This is a genomic window from Hoskinsella mucinilytica (assembly GCF_045223415.1).
Lineage (GTDB): Bacteria > Bacillota_I > Bacilli_A > Erysipelotrichales > Erysipelotrichaceae > Hoskinsella > Hoskinsella mucinilytica.
This window is the reverse complement of sequence record NZ_JBEQZJ010000127.1, coordinates 1-407: the sequence shown is the minus strand read 5'-3', so window position 1 is coordinate 407 and position 407 is coordinate 1. Positions and strand designations below refer to the sequence as shown.

Genomic DNA, 407 nt, shown 5'->3' with positions numbered 1-407 from the left:
GCCACCAAGCGAATCTGTGAAATGATCGTACAGACATATAACAAGAAGTCAAAGACGGATTATGTAGCAGTAAGGTTTGGAAATGTACTTGGATCAAATGGTTCTGTAATACCACTGTTTAAGAAACAAATTGAACAAGGCGGACCGATTACTGTGACACATCCAGATATTATCAGGTTCTTTATGACGATTCCTGAAGCAGTATCTTTAGTACTACAAGCAGGAGCATATGCAAAGGGTGGAGAGATATTTGTGTTAGATATGGGAGAACCGGTAAAGATCGCAGATATGGCAAGAAACTTAATCAGACTTTCAGGATATGAACCGGATGTAGATATCAAGATTGAATATACAGGATTAAGACCTGGTGAGAAGTTGTATGAAGAAATGCTGATGAAAGAAGAAGG

At 38.6% G+C, this 407-nt stretch carries 1 protein-coding gene; it reads left to right on the top strand.

Annotation, left to right across the window (positions count from 1 at the left end):
- A partial coding sequence (locus tag UGRO018_RS17825; RefSeq protein WP_416327857.1) for a polysaccharide biosynthesis protein occupies positions 1-407 on the top strand: 407 nt, incomplete at both ends.